The sequence below is a fragment of the Marivirga atlantica genome, assembly GCF_016734805.1.
Classification (GTDB): Bacteria; Bacteroidota; Bacteroidia; order Cytophagales; family Cyclobacteriaceae; genus Marivirga; species Marivirga atlantica.
Genome location: NZ_JAERQG010000002.1, coordinates 1,062,790 through 1,084,420, shown reverse-complemented (window position 1 = coordinate 1,084,420; position 21,631 = coordinate 1,062,790). Strand labels below are relative to the sequence as shown.

Sequence of the window (21,631 nt, the reverse complement as noted above, 5' to 3'; positions counted from 1 at the left end):
AAGTCAGACAAATAATAGAAGAAATGAAAAAGCAAATTATATATATAGTAGCACTGGTACTGATGGTATCAGTATTTACGGGTTGCGGAAGCAAGTCTGCTGATAGCTCAGCTGAAGCTTCTCACGAAGAACACAGTGAGGGCGAGGCTGGGCACGAAGGTGAAGAAGGAAATAATGAAGAAGGGATGGCCGAACTCCATCTTTCTGACATGAAATTTGAAAGCCTGGGCATCAAGCTTGACACACTGCCCACTCGCGGACTATCGGGCGTGGTAGAAGCAAATGGCCAGTTAGAAGTGCCGCCTCAGCATGAGGCGACCGTTACGGCTATTCTGGGAGCCAATGTTACTTCCATCAAAGTGATAGAAGGTGATCAGGTGAGCAAAGGTCAAGTATTGGCGTATCTCTCCCACCCCAACCTGACTAAGTTACAGACTGACTATGTACGGGCTTATAGCCAACTACAATTTTTGGAAAAAGAAAACCAACGACAGAAAAGGTTGTACGAAGAAGAAGTAGGTTCCGGAAAAACTTATCAGCAAATACAGGCGGACTACCGGGCCATGAAGGGTGAGGTGAAAGGCTATGAAGCCCAATTAAAGCAGCTAAGCTTGAATGTGAAAAAAGTACAAAGTGGTGATATCTATCAATACGTACCAGTAGTGAGTCCGATAGACGGATATATAGAAAAGGTCGAGGTTCAAATAGGCCAATATGTTGATCCTCAAACCGAGATGTTTATGATTGTCAATACCGACCATATTCATGCGGATTTGATGGTATTTGAAAAGGACGTACATAAAGTCAAGAAAGGACAAAAGATGTCCTTTACAGTGGAGTCAGTACCGGGAAGTACACTTAGTGCGAAAATTTATTCAGTTGGTAAGCAGTTCGAGCAAAACCCGAAAGCAGTACATGTGCATGCAGAAATAGATCAAAAGGAAGATTTTCTGATCCCGGGGATGTACATTAATGGTAAAATACGTACCGGAAATAATCCGGTAAAGGCCTTACCTGAAAGCGCCATTATAGAAGAAGAAGGCAAGCCTTATATTTTTATGGCGGAAGCGCATGAAGAAGATGGCAAGACCGAATGGGCATTTAAAGCCATAGAAGTACGCACAGGTATAACCGAAGATGGATGGGTAGAGATTAAATTATTAGAACCACTTCCTGACGGCACCCAGGTAGCATGGAACAATGCTTATTACCTGATTTCTGAAATGAAGAAAAGTCAGACCTCTCATGGTCACTAAGTAAATAGGTTCATGGCAGCGGTTGATGTCTTAATTTATCACTGCCATGAGCTTTAATAATGTTTAAAGCATGACTTACTAAACCATTTTAAATGTTTATGAAATTGAAATTTATACTTATAGCTTCTTTCAATCTTATTACGCTATCTGGGTGGACACAAAACTCCACTGTTCAAAGTATAGTGGAAAAGGTCGAATTAGATTCTTTGACTTTTTTCGTTAAACAGTTGTCAGGAGAGAAAAAAGTTTTCATAAATGGTGTGCCAGACACTATATATTCTCGACATATAGATCAAGATGGCAATGAAAAAGCATTTCAATTTATCAAACAAAAATTGTTTTCTTATGGTCATGAAATTGACTCACAGCAATTCAGTACAAATGGTAAAAATTTATTTGGAATTAAATCGGGAACAGTTTTTTCTGATAGAAAACTAATAATTGGTGCTCATTATGATAATCGTCCCGCCATAAAAATTGCACCTGGTGCTGATGATAATGCGAGTGGAACTGCGGCTGTAATAGAAGCAGCAAGAATATTTTCTAAATACAATTTTCCTTTCACAATCGTCTTCGCTTTTTGGGATGAAGAAGAACAGGGGTTAATCGGTAGTAAGGCTTACACATCTTTGGCTGCTGCTAATGGTGATTCAATTATTGGCTACATAAATTTAGATATGCTGGGGTGGGATGGTAATAGTGATTTTGTTGCTGACCTCCATACAAGACCGATTGCAGGTTCTGTTCAACTAGCTGAAAAAGTATCAGAAGTAAATTCACGCTATTCTGTCGGCTTGAATCTGCACTTTGTAAATCCTGGAATTGGAGCAACTGATCATGCGGCTTTTTGGAGTAATGGATTTACGGCTATTGGTATAAATGAAGAGTATAGTAATGACTTTAATCCCTTTTATCACTCTCCCGCAGATTCGCTGGGGCAGTTTAATCTTCAATTTTATGAAAAATGCACTAAACTAGCAATAGCTACTTTGGCTGAGTGTGCACTAGATCGTAATCTAGTATTAAGTGCAAAAGAAAAACCGCTTTCCAAAGAAATGTTTAAAGTCTACCCTAATCCGGTTGGCAACTATTTAACAATCGAGAAAGTAACTCAAGGTTTAAATGAGTATGAGGTAAAGGTATATAATGAAATGGGACAATTCATTCAAATGAGTTCGTCAAATGAAAATATTAATATGAATGTTTCAAGTTATCCTACAGGAGCATACACTTTGCGTATTGGTTCCAAAAAAGGATCGCTATTGGAAACTAAGACTTGGATTAAATTATAAATAAAAAATTATGAAAGAAATAAAAGCATATATAAAACCGAAAAAAGTACAAATAGTTGTTGAATCTCTCCGGGATGCAGGGTTTGAGAGTGTAACGCTATATAAAGGTGAAGGAACCGGGGCGCACCGACAAAAAGATGCTTCCCCTTCATTAGACTTTCATTTTACCGATAGCCCGATTGTAAAACTGGAGTTGGTGTGCCAAAATGAAGAAATGGATAAAGCCGTGCAATTAATATGTGGCAAAGCTAAATCGCCAGAACCAGGCGATGGAATCATTTACGTATCCGAAATAGATGATGCCTACAGAATAAAGACCGGAAAATCAATTAAAAGATTTGATATGAAGTAAGAATGCCATGAGCTCTCCAATTGAAGAAATGCAACATTTGGCCAGGACACGGGGCGGGCTTTGCCATTCGGACTTATATGTCAACAGTAAGTCCAAATTGTGGTGGCAATGTGCAAAAGGTCACCGCTGGCAGGCCACCCCTTTCAGTGTAAAAATACGAAAAAGCTGGTGCCCTGTATGCGCCAATAATATTCCCCACGGGATAGATAAGTTGCATTCCCTGGCTCATAAAAAGGGAGGTAAGTGTCTTTCTAAGGAATATATTAACTCCAAAACACCCTTGAGGTGGCAGTGTAAAAACGGTCACCGTTTCCAGGCTACCGCTGATGGTGTAATACAAGGTAAGTGGTGTCCGAAATGTAGGAATAATTTGAAAAATTAAACGAATATATTATGAAGACTATAAAAAACATGGTTTCTATGATTACGGTTCTTGCCTTGATTCAAGGCTGTGCCATTGTCAGACCAGGAGAGGTGGGTGTAGATGTACATTTTGGTAAAGTGAAACCAACGGTAATGAAGCCTGGTCCTCACCATTTTATGGGGTTTATTGGGAGAAAGATAGAGCGTTTTGATACGCGGATCGTCAACTACTCTCGGGAACTTAATTTTCATACGAAAGAAGGAATTGAGGTAAACTCTGAAATAACCATACTGTACCATATTATTCCCGATTCCGTCATCCGCATTTATCAGGATTTTGGTGCCGGTTACCAGGAAACGGTCATAGAGGATAATTTGATTACCATCCTTCGTCAAACAGGGCTTGATTATAAAGCCACTCAACTGATTACCGAACGAAATAACATAGAAAATACCATTAAAGAAAAAATGAATGCGGTGACTGGCGAATATGGTTTTGCCATGGATCTGGTAATGCTTAAGGAAGTCGATTTACCACAGGCAGTAGTGGAAACCATCGAGGCTCAGCTCAACGCAGACGAGATAGCCAAGAAGACAAAAATCGAGAATGAGATAAAAAGGAACCAGTTGGATTTTGAGCTGGAGAAACAAAAGAAAGAAAAGGAGATGGCCATCATTACCGAGCGTATGCAAATCGATTTCAACATTGAGAAGCAGAAGAAAGAAGCAGAAAGGCTATTGATTGAGGCAGAGGCTATCAAAAAGCAGCAGGCCATCATCAACGCCACCCTGAATGACCGGCTCATCAAATACAAGAGCCTGGAAATCACCAGGGAGCTGGTCGGCTCTAAGAACACTAAAGTAATTGTAACCGATGGTAAATCACCGGTAATTGTAAACGACAATTAAATATATGTTTAACCTTAAAATCTACAGCTATGATGCACGATTGGTATTTCGGAGGAATGCATTGGATCTGGTGGATCTTGTGGCTTATCCTCCTATGCTGGATATTCTTAATCCCTTACCCTACGCCCGGACAAAACAGACGGAAGGATAAGGCCATGGAAGCCCTGAGAGAGCGATATGCCCGGGGCGAGATATCCGATGAGGAATTTGAACAAAAGAAGAAAGTCCTTCAGGATAAGAAGAAGTAGTTACACAGCCACAGGTGTATCCCAAGCGAGGTGACACCTGTGGTTTATAAAAGGATATTGTAAAATGAAAAACCAGAGATTTCTTGCTTATATACTTATTGGATTAACCTTTGGACTATTTGTGATACAGCCCCTGGCTATTTCACTTCACATGTATGACATGCAGGGAGATAACGGCAGTTGGTGGGAATATCTTCCTCCCGCATATCAGCAGGTTGCTGGTTCATGGGATTTAGATCAGGCCGTCATCAAATTGCTATTCGGGTTGCTGGGCATTGCCTTGTCGCTTATGTTTATGGTCAGGCAAAAAATATTTCAGCTTACCATAAGAAGGGATAGGTTGGAGGAGATCAGGGAGTTGATTGCGGCAGGAGAAAACCAGCAAGTTGAGTTCAAATCTACCTTAAGGTGGGATTTGAGACAGTTTAAGCCGAATAAGGCTCTGGAAGACGTAGTAGCCAAAACAATTGCCGGATTTATGAATACCCGGGGAGGGCACCTATTTATTGGTATTGACGATGATGGACAGGCACAAGGTTTACATGAAGATTATGCAAGCCTGAAAAAACCGGGACGAGATGGTTTTGAGCAGTATATAATGCAACTGATCTCCACCAAATTAGGGACAAATTATTGCGCTCTGATAGATGTTTCTTTTTTCCAAATAGAAGGGCTTGATGTCTGTCATCTTGAGATTAAACATGCGCACTCTCCGGTCTATCTGCATCAGGACGACCGTTCACACTTTTATATCCGTACAGGAAATGGTACGCGTGAGCTTGACATACCCGAAGCGTTAAATTATATCGAAGAAAACTTAAATGGTCGCTCATTGTGACAAGGAATTTATCACAGCTCTATTATTGGAGTAACTATAAAACCAAAATCAGATCAACAAACTGAATTAAAATGCTCTTAAATAAAAGAATATCCATACTTGACTTTATCAAAACCATTAAGGTTGATATAGTACTTATCTCCTCGTATGCGGTTGTGGTAGGCATTTTCGATCAATACGGATTTCTTGACAAAATTTCGGTTCCTATTAGTGTTACTGCTGTTTTTGGTACTGCGGTAGCCTTGCTGTTGGGTTTTCGAACCAATCAAGCCTATGAACGGTGGTGGGAAGCCCGTATTATTTGGGGTGCTATTGTTAACGATTCCCGAACACTGGTTAGACAATGTGTTTCATTTTTCAAAAGGAGCAACGGGCAGTACGATACCTTGGTCAATGAAATGGCCAATCGTCAGATCATTTGGTGCTATGCGCTCGGAGAATCACTAAGAAAACTACCTTTTTCCCACAGGGTCATTAAATATAAAGAATCCAATAAGACCGAAGCATTTAATATTCCAAATGCTTTATTGTCAGAACATTCTGAAACTTTGCTAAAGGCAAAAGAAAAAGGTATGGTGAATGATTTTCAGCAGGTGCAAATCGATAGCACCATCGCCAGATTATGTGATTCTATGGGCAAGTGCGAACGCATAAAAAACACGGTTTTCCCCAAAGCACACAGCCTGTTGATCCATACCATTATTTATGTCTTTGCTACCATGCTGCCATTCGGTTTAACTGATGAATACCTAATTGTAGAAATAGGCCTGACTATTGGTATACCGATCATTTTTATTGCCATCGAAAAAACCTCCATTCTCATGCAGGATCCTTTTGAGAACCAGCCTTTGGACACGCCCATGACAGACCTGGCGGAAACGATAGAAATAAACATCAGGCAAATGATTGGAGAAACGGATGTTCCTGAAAAGAAAAAACCGACAGACTATTATGTTTTATAACACAAAATATTAACAATGGATTTTCAAACTGAAATAACGCTCATACCAAGGTTACTTGTCGCCCTTGTACTCGGTGTTTTGATAGGACTCGACAGGGAAATTGACGGGCATGCCGCAGGAATCAGAACGTATGCTGCCGTTTGCCTGGGTGCGGCTTTAGTCACAATTATCAACTCCCACATTGAAGTTGCAGATCAGACCCGAATTGTTGCCAATATTGTTTCAGGCATTGGCTTCTTGGGGGCGGGTATTATTTTCAGAGATGGATCCAAAAATTTTATTTCAGGTTTGACAACCGCAGCTACTATTTGGGCCACTGCTGCTGTAGGAATTGCTATTGGATATGGCATGTACCTTATCGGGAGTGTCACATCCGCTTTGCTTATTCTATTATTGATTTCACATCATTTCCCTTTTTTAAAAAAGAAAAATATCAGAAAATGAAAAAACTACAAATAAAAATACCATTACTCCTGCCCGAAGTACCGGATGAAAAAGATCAATGTGTACAAAAACTCATTCAACAACTTGAGAATAAAGAAGGCCTTGAGAAAGTACATGTAGCAGATGAAACAGATAATGGCGTACCCCAGCTATGCTTTCACTACGACCCGGAGTTGATCTCCATAGACCGTATCCAGTCGCTGGCAGAGCAAGCAGGGGCGGAAATCACGCAAAAATTTGGACACAAACTCATAGAAGTAGAAGGCATTCGCCATACCCGCCATGCCCGTCATATAGAGCGTGACATTAGGGATATAGCGGGTATTCTAGAAGCCTCCGTATCGGCATCCGGCATGGTACGGGTAGAGTATGATACGGCAAAGGTGGATGAGGCGGAAATCATGAAAGCACTGAGAAAAGAGGGACTTGGTATGCCGGATACCCAGGTAAGTGCCGTACGTTTTCTTGATAAGGTAAAAGAAGCTGAAAAAGGCGAAGAGCAAAAAGAAGAAGCTGACGAGGAACATGACTATGAGGAAGGTCAAGACCATGAACATTCGCATGGAGGTATTTTCGGGAAAAATACTGAGTTGATTTTTTCCATTATGTGTGGAACGCTGTTGGGCATTGGGTTCGGTCTTTCTTACATAGATGGTGTTCCATCCTGGGTAAGCCTTTCCCTTTACATTGCAGCGTATTTATCTGGCGGATATTTCACGGCCAAAGAAGCCATTCAATCAATGGCCAAAGGAGGATTTGAAATTGACTTCCTTATGCTCGTGGCAGCAATTGGTGCGGCCATTTTAGGTGAATGGGCAGAAGGTGCTTTGTTATTGTTCCTGTTCAGCATGGGGCATGCATTGGAACACTACGCCATGAACAAAGCCCGTAAATCCATTGCTGCTTTAGCGGAACTCGCTCCTAAAACGGCACTGCTTAAGAGAAATGGTAACACCGAGGAAGTCGGTATTGAGGAATTGAGCATCGGTGACATCATTGTGGTGAAGCCCAATAGCAAGATTTCTGCTGATGGGGTAGTTGTCAGCGGGCAAAGTAGTGTAAACCAGGCGCCTATCACCGGGGAAAGTGTGCCGGTAGATAAAGTACCCGTGGATAATCTCGATAAAGACTGGTCGCAGGAAAAAGACATCAAAGACGAGAACCGGGCTTTTTCGGGTACGATCAATGGCAACAATACACTTGAAATCAAGGTGATTAAAGTAGCGAAGGACTCTACACTTTCCCGCCTGGTGAAACTGGTCAATGAAGCCCAGACCCAGAAATCACCTACACAACGGCTCACCGACAAATTTGAGAAATATTTTGTGCCGTCTGTACTGGTTTTGGTAGTCATACTCAATTTCGCATTTCTGGTACTGGACGAAACCTTTAGCGAAAGCTTCTACCGTGCGATGGCCGTATTGGTGGCAGCCAGCCCTTGTGCTTTGGCGATAGCCACCCCAAGTGCAGTATTAAGCGGAGTAGCAAGGGCCGCCAAAAGCGGGGTGCTTATCAAAGGGGGTCGTCCGCTGGAAGATCTGGGTGTACTCACCGCCCTGGCTTTTGACAAAACCGGAACACTTACCGAAGGCAAGCCCAAGCTCACCAAAGTAGTGGCTTTGGGCGATGTAAACGAGGAAGAGCTGTTGAAAATAGCTGTAGCAGTAGAAACCCTCAGTGACCACCCGCTGGCCAAAGCTGTAGTGCGGGATGGTAAAGAGCTATTGGATAGGGTTGATATTCCGGAAGCAAAAGACCTGGAAGCGGTACTTGGCAAGGGGATTAAGGCCTCCCTGGGTAATGATAAAGTGTACATCGGCAATCTGGAGCTCTTTGAATCCCTGGACGATAAAAAGCCGGAGAAGGAAACAGAAGAAAAAGTAAAGTCGCTGGAATCAGAGGGCAATACCACCATGCTGATCCGTCAAAATGACAAATACATAGGCATCATTGCCCTGATGGATACCCCCAGAAAGGAAGCTAAAAATACCCTTGAGCAACTCAAGAAGATGGGTATTAAGCGCATGATCATGCTTACGGGTGATAACCAGAAAGTAGCCGATGCAGTAGCCAAAGAGATTGGCCTTACGGATGCCTGGGGTAGTTTGCTGCCAGAAGAAAAGGTAGAAGCCATTAAAAAGCTCAGGGAAAAAGAATCCAAAGTAGCTATGGTGGGCGATGGCGTGAATGATGCACCAGCCATGGCCAATAGCACCGTAGGTATTGCCATGGGAGCAGCGGGCAGTGATGTAGCCCTGGAAACAGCCGATATAGCCCTGATGGCTGATAAGCTGGAGACTTTGCCTTTTGCTATCGGTTTGAGTAGAAAAGCCAAAGGCATTATCAAGCAAAACCTTTGGGTGAGTCTGGGGATAGTTGCATTATTGATACCAGCCACAATTTTCAGCTTTGCTAACATTGGCATTGCCGTACTGATTCATGAAGGCTCTACGCTGGTAGTAGTCTTTAATGCGTTGAGGTTGTTGGCCTACAAAAAGTGAGAAAATTGAAGAAAAGCACATTCCATATAAACAAAATGGACTGCCCTTCAGAGGAGCAGATGATCCGTATGAAGTTGGAACCTTATAAAGAGGTGAAGCAGCTTTCTTTTGATATTCCAAATCGTAAACTGGAGGTATATCATACAGATGAAGTAGAAGAGTTCCATCAGGCCATCGGTGAACTCAAACTCAATGACAGGTTGGAAAGTACGGAAGATGAAGTTGAGTTGCCACTGGCTTCTGACGATTCTCACCAGCGCAAAATATTGTGGTGGGTGCTGGGAATCAATTTCGGGTTCTTTGTGATAGAGATGACTACCGGCTGGATTTCCAACTCTATGGGCCTGATAGCCGACTCATTGGATATGCTGGCAGATTCTATCGTTTATGCACTAAGCCTGTTTGCAGTTGGTGGTGCTGTTTCCAGAAAGAAGAAAGTCGCCAAATTCAGCGGTTACTTTCAAATGGGATTGGCGCTCTTAGGTTTCTCAGAAGTATTGCGGAGGTTTTTCAGCGAAAGCGAAACACCTCTCTTTCAGTGGATGATCGTCATAGCAATACTGGCCCTCATAGGCAACCTGGTTTCGCTCTGGCTGATCAATAAAGCCAAAAGCGAAGAAGCCCACATGCAGGCCAGCGCCATCTTCACTTCAAATGATATTATTGTGAATGGCGGAGTGATCCTGGCTGGTGTGTTAGTTTATTTTCTTGATAGCAAATGGCCCGATTTGGCCATTGGGGGAGTTGTTTTCACCTTTGTAATGCGCGGGGCTGTAAGGATATTGAAAATAGCTAAATGAAAAATGAATGACTTTTGCAGGAAAACTTCAACTTAAAAAAGCTGCTATTATTGGCAGAATAAATGAGTTTAGGAGCGATAGTGAGATTCGTTGATTTGATAAATACTGGAAAAATAAGAAAGTGAAATAATACCAACTAATTGTATATGGATCAGCAAAGATATAAATACCTAAAAAAGGCTCGTAAAGTTCAGGTTTACAACATCATTTATGATATAATTGAAGTAATAGTATCTCTCATCGCAGGTTTCACTTCTGGCAGTGCTGCTTTAATCGGTTGGGGGTTAGACAGTGTGATTGAAGTGGTATCAGCAAGTACATTATGGTGGCGCTTGCACGGAGAAATAAAAGACATTGAAGAACAACAGGTGAGGAAGCGGGAAAAGATAACCTTTTTTGTTATTGCCGCTTCGTTTTTACTGGTGAGTTCTTTTATTACTTATGATTCTATTTCAAAGCTGATAGCTCAAAAAACTCCTTCATGGAGCACAACAGGAGTAATTATACTTGTCATTTCCCTTGTAGTAAATCCTATTCTCATTTGGTACAAATACCGCTATGGCAAAAAGCTGGACAGCAAGGAGCTAATCGCAGATTCCAAGGATACCTTTGTATGCCTTTATCAAACCATTGCGGTATTGAGTGGTTTGCTTGCTGTTCGCTATTTAGATTGGTGGTGGGCCGATCCCGTTGCTGCCTTTTTAATAGTGCCATACGCTCTTAAAGAAGGATGGGAAGCTTTTCAAAATGGAAGAAAGATTTCATATAGTTCAAGCAAATAAGAAAGTTTGTGGTAAAGCAAGATAGTAGCAAATTTGGCATTTTAAATTTAAAAAAATGACAGAGCATTTATTCAACGTCTATAAGCACCGTCTCAATGCACTGGATGAAAATATCAGGACGCTGGTTTTAAAATATGCCGAAGAATTCTACGTCCATGATAAATGCACAAAGGCAGAAGCTATTGACCGGGCAATTGCGAAGGCTGAAATGAAAAAAAGGAAATTATAATTAAAAAGCTATTTGTGCGACATAAATTAAGGGTCGTAACTTCCACTTAAAATATCAATTTGCAGTTTTTTAACTGGAATTCCAATTTTCATAAAGCCAAAAAAGGCTAATTTTTTACTTCCTACTAAAGAATTTGTAGGAAGTAATATTAAAATTTTTGGGATTAAATATTTTTAAATTACCCTATATAATGCGCTAAAGTCCCAGTTGGGTGTATTATTACTATACTGTTCCAAAAGGCAGTCGCTGTCGCAGACTTTCATCTACATTTGTTAAGAGCCAAACTGTTAATGAACATTTTGCCTTATTTTTCCAATAAAGCCTTTAACCTCGACTTTCAGAGTACCACAATTTACATCAGCTTTAAAGATCCAATAATTAATTTCACTGTATTTTTACACTATTCAGGTATAAACCTTATTTATTTAAGTTTAAATACTATATTTGTAATTGTAAAAATACATTTTATGAGAAATAATGAATTTGATAACTTGAATTTTGACGAGCTAATTAATGATCTAATTAGGCCAAAATTTAGTTTAAAGGATATTTATATGAAGAGATTAGAAGAACTAAAAATGTCTACTACTACTTCTTTAGATATCCTACAAATTCAACATAGGACTTTGCACGGAATTCTTGATGGAACTCAAAAAAAAGTAGATTTTACTGCTTTATTGAATTTAAGCAATTTTCTTAAATTATCTAAGGAAGAGGTTTTCTCGCTTTACATTGATGAGCTCAAGAGGAATTATGCATATGAGCCTTCTATTAATCCTGAGAAAATAACCTTTATCAAACAATACTTTGACTTAATAGCTCTAAAAAAGGATGGAGTCATAGATGATATAAATGATTTTGAAGAAATAGAAACTAAAATATGTTCAGTACTAGGTATAAGCACAATCTTTGAATATTCTCCACCAAAAAAGGAAGCTGCTTTTAGTTCAGGGAAAACTAATCCGAAGAATGAGCTCACTAGGGATTTATGGATTCAAAGAGCTAAAAGAACCTTCGATGAAATTAATAATCCCCATGATTATAAAAGAAATGAGTTAATTCAATTTTTTCCAGATATAAGATGGCATTCTACGAATGTTGAAAAAGGCCTAGACTATGTAATCAAATCATTATATAAAATGGGTATAACAGTTATATATCAGCCATCACTATCATCCTTACATCTTCGTGGCGCAACGTTATCTGTTAATAAAAAACCGTGTATAGTCATTACTGATTATGTTGGCTTCTATGCCACTCTTTGGTTTGCATTAATTCATGAATTATTTCATGTAATTTTTGATTGGGAGGAAATACAATCCAAAAGATACCATATTTCAGACGATGATTCAGAGGATTTAGGCATTTTAGAAAAAGAAAATGAAGCAAATGAATTTGCGCGTGAATATCTATTTGCAAAGAAAAAGTCTAAAGAAATAAAAGCTAGGATATATGAACCAGACTTTATTTCAAGTTATGCAAAGAATCATAACGTTCATCCTAGTTTAATTTACACTTTTAATGCCTATGACAGTTCCAAAAATAAAAACTTTTGGGCTCTTGCACGAAAAAAGAACCCAAATTTAAAATCTCTACTAACTGTATTTAAATATAACTGGAACAAGCCAAAGCCAGTGATTGATCTTGTAAAAACTTTACGCCTTAAATATTACAACTAGCATATGAAGAAAGAAAAGCACAGTGTCCACTTTGGAAAAGATAAACTGACCAAAGATCAAAAAATTCTTGAAAGACAAAGTCTTCAACAGTCCTTACTTGATCTAACTGAAAGTAAGACTAATAATCTATGGTCAGATGAGATATTAGATAAGGAGAATCTAAAAATACAGCTAAAAGGTGGTGATGAAATTGATTTAGCTCAATTATCTGTAGTGACGACACGCCTGAAAGAATATTCTCCGAAATTTCCAGACGAATACTATAAACAAATCTTTAGGTTAAACAACTGGAATGTCCCTGCCAACGGAAAAATTGCAACAAAACCTAATATAGTTGGGAAATGGACAAAGGAGATTATTTATGGCAGGTTTTCAAAGGATGTTCTTCCTGTACTGGAAATTTTAAATCCCTATGAAAGGATTGGTATCCGCTCCCATAAGCATCACCAATATTTAAGCGATGAGGGTAATCAGCTTTTAAAGCAATACATAGCCGAGTCAATTGTTGTAATGAAGAAATCAATGAGTTGGTATGACTTTCGAATCCGTTTAAATCAAGAATTTGGTGTTCCTTTTCAGTTAGAAATCTGGACTAACTATTAATAGATTGTTTAAACTAGTAAGAAGGAATAGTAGCTATACCCAAAAGCTTGTTTAAAATTAGGGCTATTAAATAAAATCAAATTGCAATGAATTGGCGAAATAAAAAAGGAAAACTCGAATATAGTCATCAACAAAATGCATTTCATTTTAATGATGGATCAAAAGAATTACCTGCTAAGGGATGGGATATTATCTCTGATAATGAAGAATATGTTATTACTTTCAAATTCGTACAAGAGGTGCAAAAACCTAGAACATTTTTTGACTATTCTGGAAGTCATAACGAAGCCTTAAGAAAGTTAAAAAAAGCATTTCTACTATTTAAAAAAGCTTATCTTTACGATAAAATAGCGAAATAATTCCCAATAAATACCATATAGGATATATTACGCAGATATCTTTTAGCCGTCACTGTAAATCATTATTTGATCACAAATAATATATAAACAATTAACAATCATTTATACATACTTATTTCGATCTTGAGATCGAATGAGTATGCTTTCTGTTGAGGATTTTGCAATTCTTTTGTTGAGAGCCAATACACTAAAACGGCAGTTTACTGTGATTTTTAATTCACGCTTTAACTAAAGAACATATGGCGTGAAAATGCAGCAACCCTGTCACAAAGCCAATTACATAAAATGGCTAAATTTTATGGAGATTCAACATCGCTATTTAGGAAGTATATTCTACTGTATATCAGACTATTGTACTTTTACCCCTAATCTTGGCTGCTGAACCCTTAAAAGTATTTTTAACTTATTGATATTCATACGATTGCGCAATATGGCCTACTTTTGTTGAGAGCCTGTATAGCTCCCTGCTGTTGTTTTGTACCCTTTGTGGCTAAGATAGAAAGGAAAGAAGGCCACATCAATCCATTTCCCAATCCAAATAAAATGGCTCCGGTATAAATGATATAAACGTTTGTAAAGGTCAAACAATAAAACATGCCTATCAAAAGAATGCCGCCAACAAAGAACAACTGCTTTTCGGAAAAATAATCGTTCAGATAGCTTAAGCCAGGCCCTTGAACCAAAATCATAACTCCGCTTAATACAGCGAAAAACGGTCCTAACTTAGCGGAATCCCACTCTAAGATATTAGCAGCATAAATAGGAAAGGTGGCATAAAAAAAATTGAAGGCCAGATATATAAGGAAGAAAAGAGCAACCATCAGGGGTACTTGCTTAATTTTCCATACAGAAATATCTATTTGGGTGGAAGTGTTTTGTTGAGCGGTTTTCTGCTCTGAGTTGTCATCATTCTTAGGGTTTTTCAAGAGAAACTGAATAATGAAAATAGCTACGAACGAAATAATGGCTGCTAGGATTACTGTTTTTAATTCTCCATTATTTAAAGCAGCTATGTAACCTGAAATTACTGGACCTATGATAAAGCCCAGATTCATGGCACTGGACATCTTACCAAAATTCTTTTTACGATTACTCTTGTCTGAAATGTCTGATAAGTAAGCATTGGCAACAGAAATATTACCACCTGTTAAACCATCAAAAGCCCTGGCAATAAATAATACTAAAAGTGGTAAAGTAAATAAAACGAGGCTTCCTGAGTAATTGAATTTAAATAGATCGGTTTGGGGAACAAAGAAAGCAATAATAAACACTAGCCAAGAAACAAAGGTGCCTATCTGGCTAATCAATAGAACTTTTTTTCTACCTACTCTGTCAGACCATTTTCCAAGAATAGGACCGCCTACTAATTGAAAAGCAGGGTATACGGCTCCCATTAATCCATAAATCACTTCATTACCACCAAAGTCTTTTACCAGATAAACCAAAAAAGGTAGGATAATGCTATAACCCAGAGCACCTATAAAGTTTACAGAAAGAAGAGGTAGAATATTTACTTTTCCGCTACCCGTGAATGCCGTCTTAATTTTCTCAAGTAAACCCAATAGTATATCTGTTAAGGCAATGAATATGCTATAAAGCAAAAAGCCAACTTAAAGTTTAAGTTGGCTTCAATATCACAATTAATTATCTTATTTAGCTATTTATTTTTTAAAAGGTATGCTGTAAAGTTCTGTCCATTAACTTCAGTGTATTTGGTGTCAATATCTCCTTTAACCTGAAAGTTCTTAAGGATTACCTCTCCTTCGAGCTCAGTATATTTAAAGTTCAGGAAATCATTGAAAAGGGCATTGCTGAAGTCAACCCCATCTTCCATTTGAGCATACTTAAAGTTAGCTTCTTCATTGAATGTTGTGTTTGCATAACTCACCATTTCATTATATTCAGCATATTTAAAATTGGCCAGTTCATTAAACCTGATTTGGCTAAAATTGCTTGTTTCATCAAACTCAGCATATTTAAAATTTGCTTCTCCATCAATACTTGATCCTGAAAAATCAACAGTTCCGGCAAACTCTGAATATTTGAAAGCAACACCTCCCTTAAACTGACAATTCTTAAAAGTTACATCTGAAGCGAAGTGTGTAACAAAAGTATATTCGGTGTCATCATCATGTAAGTAGGCTAAAAAGTCATTTTCAAAAACACAATTTTCGAAAGTTATACTGCCGCTAATAGTTTTGTCAATACTATTGGAGCCACCTGACCACCATGATTTAGATGGTAAATCATCTTTTTTTTCCATACAAGGCGTAAGATCTACCACACCTTTAATGGTTGTATTCTTATAAGTTACGCTTTCGCCAGCAAAGGCTTTATTTACAATTTCTTGAGCAGATACAGATTGAGCTTTGGATTTTTGAGCACCAAAGAATAGTGCGACCAATACAAATGTGAATAATGTCTTTTTCATGATTTTAGAAGTTGGTTTAGTTCTTTAATTGTCTTTATGATGTTAGTATGATTTAAATGGTTGCATACGGCACGAATTATTTTATTCAAAAGCGTACATATACATGTTCTTATTTGAACAATATATTATGCAGTTTTCATTGTAAGTTACTGAAAAAGAGTCGTTAATGAAAATGGTATCATGCTTGTAAGTAGAGAAATAAAACTTCTAAGTTCATGATAACATTTCTTTTATTTTGCATCCTTTTTGTACTTTGTTGGCCACTGGCACTGGTGGTTTTGATACTTTATCCTTTCATTTGGCTTCTTTTGTTACCATTTAGATTGCTCGGTTTAGCCATCGATTTTTCATTCTCAATCATTGGAGCTATTTTTATGTTTCCACTAAAAATATTGGGTAGATAATCATTAATGTCAAACGCAGAAAACACAAAACACTTTCAGCTTACAATACATCCTCAACCCAAAGATTTTGATGAACTGGGGCACGTCAATAATGTAGTGTATTTGCAGTGGGTACAAGATGTTGCTGAGGCTCATTGGAAGAGTATTAGGGAAGATGAAACCCTCGACAACCTAATTTGGGTAGCACTTCGACATGAAATAGACTACAAAAGAGAAATAAAACCTTCAGAAGCAGTTGTAGCTGAAACCTTTGTAGCATCTATGGAAGGAGTGAAGTCTGAAAGAATTACTAAGATTTTCAATCCTGAAACAAAACAGATAAAAGCAGAGGCAAGAACTTTTTGGTGCTTATTAAATGCTAAAACTAAAAAACCAATGAGAATAGATCAGCCACTAAAGGAGCTTTTTATTTAACCACATTTATATTTTAAAGATAGATAGTAGTGATACATGATTTCAGATAATCTATCAGCTGAATAAAACATTCTTTGTTCTCAAAAGGTATATTTGTAAAAAATAGAAATACATGATTGCGATACTTTCACCAGCTAAAAGTCTGGATTTTGAAAAACAATTTGATTTACCTTCAAGCAAGACAAGATTTAATAGCGACACAAACACCTTGATTGATACACTCAAAGAAAAATCTGAAAAGGAAATACAAAATTTAATGAGTATCAGTGAAAAGCTCGCTGAACTTAATGTTGAGCGATACCATAATTTCAAAAAACGTACTCCAAAGCATGCGAAGCAAGCAGCTTTAGCCTTTCAAGGCGATGTTTACCAGGGAATGCAAGCGGAAGAATTCACGAAAGAAGAACATAACTTTGCTCAGGAGCATGTGAGGATTTTATCAGGGCTATATGGTCTACTAAAGCCGCTAGATCTTATTCAGCCTTATAGACTTGAAATGGGTACCAAGCTCAAAGTTAATGGCTCTAAATCTCTCTATGAATATTGGGATGATAAAATAGCAAAGACACTTGTGAAGGACTTAAAGGAGCAAGGTGATGATATTTTGATCAACCTAGCATCAAACGAATATTTCAAAGCTGTTGACAGAGATTTGCTAAAGAAGAAAGTTACGCTCATCGATGTGGAGTTTAAGGACTACAGCAATGGTCAGTACAAAATCATTTCATTTTATGCCAAGAAAGCAAGGGGCATGATGGCCAGGTATATTGTGAAAAATAGAATAGATAAGGTTGAGGATTTGAAAAGTTTCGATATTGAGGGCTATTATTTTGATCCTGAAAACTCATCAGAGCAACAGCTTTGTTTTAAGAGAGACCAAAACTGATATTTAAAACTTAATACAAGATATTGACTAACCGGAAAAGTTACCGCATCAACAAAGCGGGATCATTCAAAAGACTCAAATTAGTTGAGGAAAAAATTGACGCTCCCAAGAGTGGAGAAGTTCAAATAAAGGTCCATGCTATTGGGCTTAACTTTGCGGATATCTTCGCAATACTTGGTTTATACAGTGCTACACCCCAAAACAGCTTTATTCCGGGACTTGAATATGCAGGTGAAGTTATTGAAGTAGGCGATAAGGTAAAAGAGTTTAAAGCCGGTGATAGGGTAATGGGCGTCACGCGTTTTGGAGCCTACACCTCTCACATTAATATTGATACAACCTACGTCAGTCCTATACCAGAAAGTTGGAGTTATGACGAAGGTGCCAGTTTTTTGGTACAAGCATTAACTGCTTACTATGGTTTGTTTTATTTAGGAAATATGCAGGAGAATGATACGGTTCTGATACATAGTGCTGCAGGTGGTGTTGGATTGTTGGCTAATAGAATGGCGAAGTTGAAAAATGCCTATACTATTGGTACAGTAGGAAGCGATTCTAAAATTGATCTGCTTAAAAAGGAAGGATATGATGCCTGCATAGTTCGAGATAATCATTTCAAATCAAAACTACAGAATGCCTTAAATGGAAAACCATTGAATTTGGTAATGGATTCAATCGGAGGTAAAATATTCAAAACAGGATACGACTTATTAGCTTCACAAGGTAGGGTAGTAGTTTATGGTTCTGCCCGATACGGAGGTACTGGTGATAGTCCTAACTGGATTAGTTTGGCTTATAAGTATCTTTTCAGACCTAGAATTGATCCGCAAAAAATGATTGAACAGAACAAAGGCATATTAGGCTTTAACCTGATTTGGCTATACGAGCAGAAGGAATTGATGAAGCAGGTCGTATCAGAATTAAGTAAACTTGATCTTCCAGCTCCATTCATTGGACATACTTACCAATTCAACGAAATGGATAAAGCGCTTAAATTATTCCAAAGTGGTAAAACTACTGGAAAAGTAGTAATTAAACTAAGCTAAGTGCAAGTTTAGTACATGCCAGCAGTAAGTTTATTTTGTTTAATTTTTAACGGCTTTTGAAATACGAAAATTAAACATAACTTTGTAAAAGTAGTTAGTCAAACGCTATAATGGTGGTCTGTAATGGAGAGCTCTTCATACTTTTTAAAGGGACTATCATTTGACTTTTTCTACATAAGAGCGCTATTTAATAGCGCTCTGCTCTTTTAAACGGTAAATTTACTTTTTACAAATTCCCAAAATTCCTTTCGCTCTTTTTTCGATTTAGCCAATTCCTTTAATGTGTTAATAAAATTAGCTGACTTACTAGGTTCTTCTTCGCCTCCTATATCAGGCAACGGGGGTAAATCAGGTTTCTCTTCAGGCACTTCCGATTGTGATGACTCCTTGGATTTACTCATACCAAAATTCTTAGGATCGATATCTGCAGCTTTTTCAAAGTGATCTTCAGCCTTTTTTCTGTAACCCATTTTATCAAGTACAAGGCCTAAGTTATTATAAGAGATTGCATCCTCAGGATCTAGTTCTAATGCTTTTTGATAATCTGTCTTGGCACCTTCCAGATCGCCTATTCTATCTTTAATAAAAGCTCTGCTTGCATACCTGAAAGGGTTTTCAGATTCTAATTCAACAGCTTTATCAAAATCTGCCATAGCTTTATTCTCTTTTTTAGCCATAAAATATATAAGTCCTCTTTCACCAGTTAAATGTGCATCATTGGGAACCAATTGCATGGCTTTATTAAGATCAGAAATGGCAGCATTGTAATCCTTTATTTTAAAATAGGCTTTTCCTCTCTGGTAATAAGCTTTCGGGTTTTTCGGGTTTTGCTTAATATATTGAGCATATAGATGAATGCCCTGCTTAAAATCGCCTTTTTGGCAATGGTTAGATGCCGTTTCTAATAGTATATTTATCTCGTCCATTTAATCTAGTGATTGTGGTGTAAAACTACACTCTACTTAACAGTAGACCAATTACTAGGTTCAACTTTTCTTAATTTTCAATATTTATTTAGCCTTTACGAATTCCTCAATCCAATCGTAGGTTTTATTTCCCGACCAAATAAACTGAGTAATCATGGGGACGTGTTTTTTACTCGGTTGTAAATGATAAATAGGTTCATATCCAATTTCTTCGGATTTGTCCAGAAACCGTTCTGTACTCGATTTAATACCAGGATAGGTTTTGCCACCCATCATAATTAAGCATTGTGGATCTTGATTATCAAGGTAATAAATAGGCGAGGTGTCTTTCCAAACAGCTGGGTCATTGGTGAAGGCTTTAAGGTAAGATTCTCCGGAAGCCAGCTTTTTCTCCTTTAAATAGGTGTACATGTCAATGCCAGCAGCATCAATTAATATGGCTCCTTTAATCGGATTTTCAACACAGAGTTGATCAAAGTAATCATCCTTTAGGGTATTTAAAGCAGTAAGATGCCCACCTGCGGAATGCCCTGATACAAATATGCGGTCAGGGTTGCCATGATAATTAGCAATATTGTTGACTGTCCATTTTACAGATTGAGCGACTGATAAGGCCATATCAGGCACTTTATATGCGGGACTCAACGGATAATCAATAATAACAGCTACTATTCCTTTTTTCGCTAAACGTTTGCCTAAAAAACTGTACAACTCCTTTTTACCAGATTCCCAGCTACCGCCATAGGCAAAAACTACAACAGGACATTCCTTTTTATTCTTCGGAAAGAAAATGTTTAATGATTTCTCAGGAAGATTATCCAATTGTCCCTGAGCCATGTAGGGGATATCTTTCGATTTGTTAACCGTAAATACCCCGCAACTTGGTAATAGAAAAATGCTGATAGCAAAAAGGAATATGTAAGCTTTATTCATAATTTTTTTTCTTATTATAAAGGTTCAAGAACCTACTTTTTAAGAATTAGTTTATAAAACTTTGTTATTGCTAAACCTTAATCGTAATATCACGATACATTACTTATGGGAGTATCAAGAACAGATTTATTTTCGGAAGCACAAAATAATATGGCCCTTGCAGCCAAAGCATTTGCTCACCCTGCCAGGGTTGCCATTATTGAGTATTTGTTAAAAGCAAGTGCCTGTATCAATGGAGATTTAGTAAATGAATTAGGTCTTGCTCAGGCCACAATCAGTCAACATTTAAGAGAACTTAAAGAAATAGGGATTATCAAAGGTACTATTGAAGGAACAAGAGTGAGTTATTGCATCAATAGTGAAAAGTGGGAATTAATTAAGACACAGTTCAGTACCCTTTTTAATAGTTATAATAAGCTATCAGAGGATAACTGCTGTTAAAAAAATTTGAATAGTTGTATCGTAATATTGCGATATTGAGTTTATTAAATAATTAAGTTATGAAATTATCAGAAGTAAAAGAAGCATTGAAAGGTCTAACGGAGGTTAAGTTTAATCTTCCAAGTGGAGAGCTTGTTCCACAACATTTTCATGTAACTGAAGTAGGTCACATCACGAAGGAGTTTATTGATTGTGGTGGAACCATGAGAAAAGAATCAGTCATTGGTTTTCAGCTATGGACTGCAGACGACCACGATCATCGTTTAAGTGCACAGAAATTGGCCAGCATTATCGATTTATCAGTAGATAAATTACAACTACCCGACAGTGAGGTAGAGGTGGAGTATCAAGGGGATACTATTGGTAAATATGACCTGGCATTTCAGAATGGAGAGTTTAAGCTTATTGCAAAGCAAACAGATTGCCTTGCTAAAGATAATTGTGGTATTCCTCAGGAAAAACCTAAGGTAAGGCTATCATCACTGCAAAATTCTCAAGAAGCTTGTACACCAGGTTCAGGATGTTGCTAAAAC

General features: G+C 37.9%; 25 protein-coding genes. 21 read left to right on the top strand and 4 right to left on the bottom strand.

Going from position 1 to position 21,631, the window contains the following annotated elements; translation table 11 throughout:
• From JKP34_RS11785 to JKP34_RS11710, 16 genes are all read left to right on the top strand, one after another.
• The coding region (locus tag JKP34_RS11785) for an efflux RND transporter periplasmic adaptor subunit (protein WP_394368670.1) at positions 1 to 1,256 on the top strand (1,256 nt) is incomplete at its 5' end.
• 98 nt (positions 1,257 to 1,354) lie between these two features.
• On the top strand, positions 1,355 to 2,548 hold the full coding sequence (locus JKP34_RS11780; RefSeq protein WP_201921471.1) for a M20/M25/M40 family metallo-hydrolase: 1,194 nt from the start codon (positions 1,355 to 1,357) through the stop codon (positions 2,546 to 2,548).
• Between the two features lie 10 nt (positions 2,549 to 2,558).
• Positions 2,559 to 2,900: a P-II family nitrogen regulator gene (locus tag JKP34_RS11775; RefSeq protein ID WP_201921468.1), complete on the top strand. Its 342-nt coding sequence runs from the start codon at positions 2,559 to 2,561 to the stop codon at positions 2,898 to 2,900.
• A 7-nt stretch (positions 2,901 to 2,907) separates the two neighbouring features.
• Positions 2,908 to 3,282: a zinc-ribbon domain-containing protein gene (locus JKP34_RS18440; protein WP_394368669.1), complete on the top strand. Its 375-nt coding sequence runs from the start codon at positions 2,908 to 2,910 to the stop codon at positions 3,280 to 3,282.
• A gap of 11 nt (positions 3,283 to 3,293) precedes the next feature.
• Positions 3,294 to 4,172 carry a prohibitin family protein gene (locus JKP34_RS11765; protein WP_201921463.1) on the top strand — a complete coding sequence of 293 codons (879 nt, stop codon included), beginning with the start codon at positions 3,294 to 3,296 and terminating at the stop codon, positions 4,170 to 4,172.
• Positions 4,173 to 4,201: 29 nt separating this feature from the next.
• Positions 4,202 to 4,420, top strand: coding sequence for an SHOCT domain-containing protein (locus JKP34_RS11760; RefSeq protein ID WP_201921460.1), 219 nt, complete (start codon positions 4,202 to 4,204; stop codon positions 4,418 to 4,420).
• Positions 4,421 to 4,541: 121 nt separating this feature from the next.
• Positions 4,542 to 5,258, top strand: coding sequence for an AlbA family DNA-binding domain-containing protein (locus JKP34_RS11755; protein ID WP_317193688.1), 717 nt, complete (start codon positions 4,542 to 4,544; stop codon positions 5,256 to 5,258).
• 71 nt (positions 5,259 to 5,329) lie between these two features.
• A complete protein-coding gene (locus tag JKP34_RS11750) occupies positions 5,330 to 6,220 on the top strand; it encodes a bestrophin family protein (protein WP_201921456.1) in 891 nt (296 codons plus the stop codon).
• Positions 6,221 to 6,235: 15 nt separating this feature from the next.
• Positions 6,236 to 6,664, top strand: coding sequence for an MgtC/SapB family protein (locus JKP34_RS11745; protein ID WP_176223691.1), 429 nt, complete (start codon positions 6,236 to 6,238; stop codon positions 6,662 to 6,664).
• Entirely contained in the window at positions 6,661 to 9,165 is a 2,505-nt protein-coding gene (locus tag JKP34_RS11740; RefSeq protein WP_201921454.1) for a heavy metal translocating P-type ATPase, read from the top strand. Before JKP34_RS11745 ends, JKP34_RS11740 begins: the two co-directional genes overlap by 4 nt.
• Positions 9,166 to 9,170: 5 nt before the next feature.
• Positions 9,171 to 9,965 carry a cation transporter gene (locus JKP34_RS11735; RefSeq protein WP_201921453.1) on the top strand — a complete coding sequence of 265 codons (795 nt, stop codon included), beginning with the start codon at positions 9,171 to 9,173 and terminating at the stop codon, positions 9,963 to 9,965.
• Positions 9,966 to 10,111: 146 nt separating this feature from the next.
• Positions 10,112 to 10,747, top strand: a complete 636-nt coding sequence (locus JKP34_RS11730; RefSeq protein ID WP_201921451.1) for a cation diffusion facilitator family transporter — start codon at positions 10,112 to 10,114, stop codon at positions 10,745 to 10,747.
• Between the two features lie 55 nt (positions 10,748 to 10,802).
• The gene (locus JKP34_RS11725) at positions 10,803 to 10,976 is read left to right on the top strand and encodes a hypothetical protein (RefSeq protein WP_201921448.1); all 174 of its coding nucleotides are present in this window, start codon (positions 10,803 to 10,805) and stop codon (positions 10,974 to 10,976) included.
• Positions 10,977 to 11,443: 467 nt separating this feature from the next.
• Positions 11,444 to 12,655, top strand: coding sequence for an ImmA/IrrE family metallo-endopeptidase (locus JKP34_RS11720; RefSeq protein ID WP_201921444.1), 1,212 nt, complete (start codon positions 11,444 to 11,446; stop codon positions 12,653 to 12,655).
• 3 nt (positions 12,656 to 12,658) lie between these two features.
• Positions 12,659 to 13,258, top strand: coding sequence for a P63C domain-containing protein (locus JKP34_RS11715; protein WP_201921441.1), 600 nt, complete (start codon positions 12,659 to 12,661; stop codon positions 13,256 to 13,258).
• A gap of 86 nt (positions 13,259 to 13,344) precedes the next feature.
• Positions 13,345 to 13,617, top strand: a complete 273-nt coding sequence (locus JKP34_RS11710; protein ID WP_201921438.1) for a hypothetical protein — start codon at positions 13,345 to 13,347, stop codon at positions 13,615 to 13,617.
• A gap of 413 nt (positions 13,618 to 14,030) precedes the next feature.
• On the opposite strand, the gene JKP34_RS11705 is transcribed toward JKP34_RS11710, so the two are convergent.
• The gene (locus JKP34_RS11705; RefSeq protein WP_201921434.1) at positions 14,031 to 15,218 is read right to left on the bottom strand and encodes an MFS transporter; all 1,188 of its coding nucleotides are present in this window, start codon (positions 15,216 to 15,218) and stop codon (positions 14,031 to 14,033) included.
• A 56-nt stretch (positions 15,219 to 15,274) separates the two neighbouring features.
• Complete coding sequence (locus tag JKP34_RS11700) at positions 15,275 to 16,048, bottom strand: pentapeptide repeat-containing protein (protein ID WP_201921430.1); 774 nt, start codon at positions 16,046 to 16,048, stop codon at positions 15,275 to 15,277.
• A 410-nt stretch (positions 16,049 to 16,458) separates the two neighbouring features.
• On the opposite strand from JKP34_RS11700, the gene JKP34_RS11695 reads away from it, so the two are divergent.
• From JKP34_RS11695 to JKP34_RS11685, 3 genes are all read left to right on the top strand, one after another.
• Positions 16,459 to 16,866, top strand: a complete 408-nt coding sequence (locus JKP34_RS11695; protein ID WP_201921427.1) for an acyl-CoA thioesterase — start codon at positions 16,459 to 16,461, stop codon at positions 16,864 to 16,866.
• A 112-nt stretch (positions 16,867 to 16,978) separates the two neighbouring features.
• A complete protein-coding gene (gene yaaA / locus JKP34_RS11690; protein ID WP_201921425.1) occupies positions 16,979 to 17,752 on the top strand; it encodes a peroxide stress protein YaaA in 774 nt (257 codons plus the stop codon).
• Between the two features lie 23 nt (positions 17,753 to 17,775).
• Complete coding sequence (locus tag JKP34_RS11685; protein ID WP_201921424.1) at positions 17,776 to 18,798, top strand: synaptic vesicle VAT-1 family membrane protein; 1,023 nt, start codon at positions 17,776 to 17,778, stop codon at positions 18,796 to 18,798.
• Between the two features lie 206 nt (positions 18,799 to 19,004).
• On the opposite strand, the gene JKP34_RS11680 is transcribed toward JKP34_RS11685, so the two are convergent.
• Positions 19,005 to 19,724 (bottom strand): tetratricopeptide repeat protein, encoded by a 720-nt coding sequence (locus JKP34_RS11680; protein WP_201921422.1) that lies wholly within the window; start codon positions 19,722 to 19,724, stop codon positions 19,005 to 19,007.
• Positions 19,725 to 19,808: 84 nt separating this feature from the next.
• A complete protein-coding gene (locus tag JKP34_RS11675; protein WP_201921420.1) occupies positions 19,809 to 20,657 on the bottom strand; it encodes an alpha/beta hydrolase in 849 nt (282 codons plus the stop codon).
• Between the two features lie 105 nt (positions 20,658 to 20,762).
• On the opposite strand from JKP34_RS11675, the gene JKP34_RS11670 reads away from it, so the two are divergent.
• Positions 20,763 to 21,098 (top strand): ArsR/SmtB family transcription factor, encoded by a 336-nt coding sequence (locus JKP34_RS11670; RefSeq protein WP_201921418.1) that lies wholly within the window; start codon positions 20,763 to 20,765, stop codon positions 21,096 to 21,098.
• A gap of 59 nt (positions 21,099 to 21,157) precedes the next feature.
• Positions 21,158 to 21,628, top strand: coding sequence for a DUF6428 family protein (locus tag JKP34_RS11665; protein ID WP_201921416.1), 471 nt, complete (start codon positions 21,158 to 21,160; stop codon positions 21,626 to 21,628).
• The last annotated feature ends 3 nt before the right edge of the window (positions 21,629 to 21,631 follow it).